Origin of the sequence: Flavobacterium sp. (assembly GCF_013822155.1) — a bacterium.
GTDB lineage: Bacteria > Bacteroidota > Bacteroidia > Flavobacteriales > Flavobacteriaceae > Flavobacterium.
In genome coordinates this window covers 1-1,493 of record NZ_PNJW01000165.1, presented here as the reverse complement: position 1 = coordinate 1,493, position 1,493 = coordinate 1, and the positions used below count along the sequence as shown (strand labels likewise).

Below are 1,493 nucleotides of genomic sequence, written 5' to 3'. Positions count from 1 at the left end.
GCCGTACTGTCGGCACACGGTGGAGTGCCTACTATTGTATACGTATAAGTTCCCGCTGTATCTACTGCCGGATCAAAAACACCTGTGCCACTGGCTAAAGCCGGACTCCATGTCCCGCCTGTTTCAGGGCTATTTCCTAATAAGGTGAATAAATCTATACTAGGACTCGTAGTACATAAAGTAATACTACCATTGGTGCCTGCGTTTTTTGTAGCAATTACATTAATCGTAACCGTTGATGTTGCTATTGGACATTCCGTTGATTCTGAAACTGTATAAGTAAAAACATATGGACTTCCTGCTAAGGTTAACAAGGAAACATCAATCGTACCTAAATTACCATTTGAAGTTAGCAATGGTCCTGACCAAACTCCTGATGAAAAAGGAGTACCACCCAAAATATCAAAAAGATTAATTGGAGCAGTTGTTAATAATTCTGTTTCACAAATATCAAAAACACCATTACTACCTGCGTTATTAAAAGGTTGAATTGTAACAGTAACTTCTAATCGTTCTAAACTTTCGCAAGGTGGGTCAACCGTAGTTGCATAATATGTTTGTCCATTAATTAAGGGCGTATCAATGTCCAATGGTAAAGCTGAAGTAGTTGTAAGATACCAATTATTATTGCCACTTGCATTTAAATTAGCAACAGTTGGAGGGTTTGAAGGATTTTCACAAAAAATTTGAATTGCAGAACCCGTTGGAACAGGAACAACGCCAACACTAACAAATACTGAGAGTCTAGAAGTCAAACATCCAGTGTCTGGATTAGTTTGATTTGCATAATAAATAGTATTTGGTATTAAAACAGTTGTTGATGGCAAAGGAGATCCTCCAACAGGAACATTATACCATTGCACATTATTTCCAATAGCAATTAAACTTGCAATAGTAGCTTGACTAGGAAAATCTACACAGACACCTTGAAAATTTTGCCCGGTAGGTGCTGAATAAACTGTTACCACTACACGTATTCTTGTTCCACAATTTCCTGCACTATTATCCGCAAAATAATCTTCCCCATTAACAAGTCCTGTACCAGGTGCTAGAGGAATTGTGGAAATATCTGTTGCAAACCAAGCTATACCACCACCATTATTTGTTGCTTGCAAATTAGCGACAGTAGGTGATTGTATATCACAAAAAGACTGATTTAAATTAGTAACAGTTGGACATTGAGCTAACAACTCATTTCCAGTAAATAATAAAAGTAGTAGAAACGTTCTGAACAACCTACTTTTAAAAGCTGTTGAAATAGAACTTATTTTATTAAAATAACCCATAAGATATCGCGAGTTTTTATCATTAATTGGCAATTTTAGTATCGGAATCAACATCATATTGAAGAATATAACCTCCATTATTTGAATATCCATTATCTGAATTTTTAAAATAATGAAAAGTATAATTTAATTGTTCAGTACTATCATCTTTTGCTGTTGCTTCAAAATTTTTGTCTTGAAACAGCCTAACCAATGCATCAAAAGTTA

The 1,493-nt window shown here is 35.3% G+C and carries 2 protein-coding genes; both read right to left on the bottom strand.

The window, feature by feature from the left end:
- Positions 1 to 1,364, bottom strand: a 1,364-nt coding sequence (locus C0512_RS15605; protein ID WP_290863235.1) for a hypothetical protein, incomplete at its 3' end; no start/stop codon positions are given.
- Positions 1,309 to 1,493, bottom strand: a 185-nt coding sequence (locus tag C0512_RS15600; RefSeq protein ID WP_290863233.1) for a hypothetical protein, incomplete at its 5' end; no start/stop codon positions are given. The genes C0512_RS15605 and C0512_RS15600, both read right to left, overlap by 56 nt.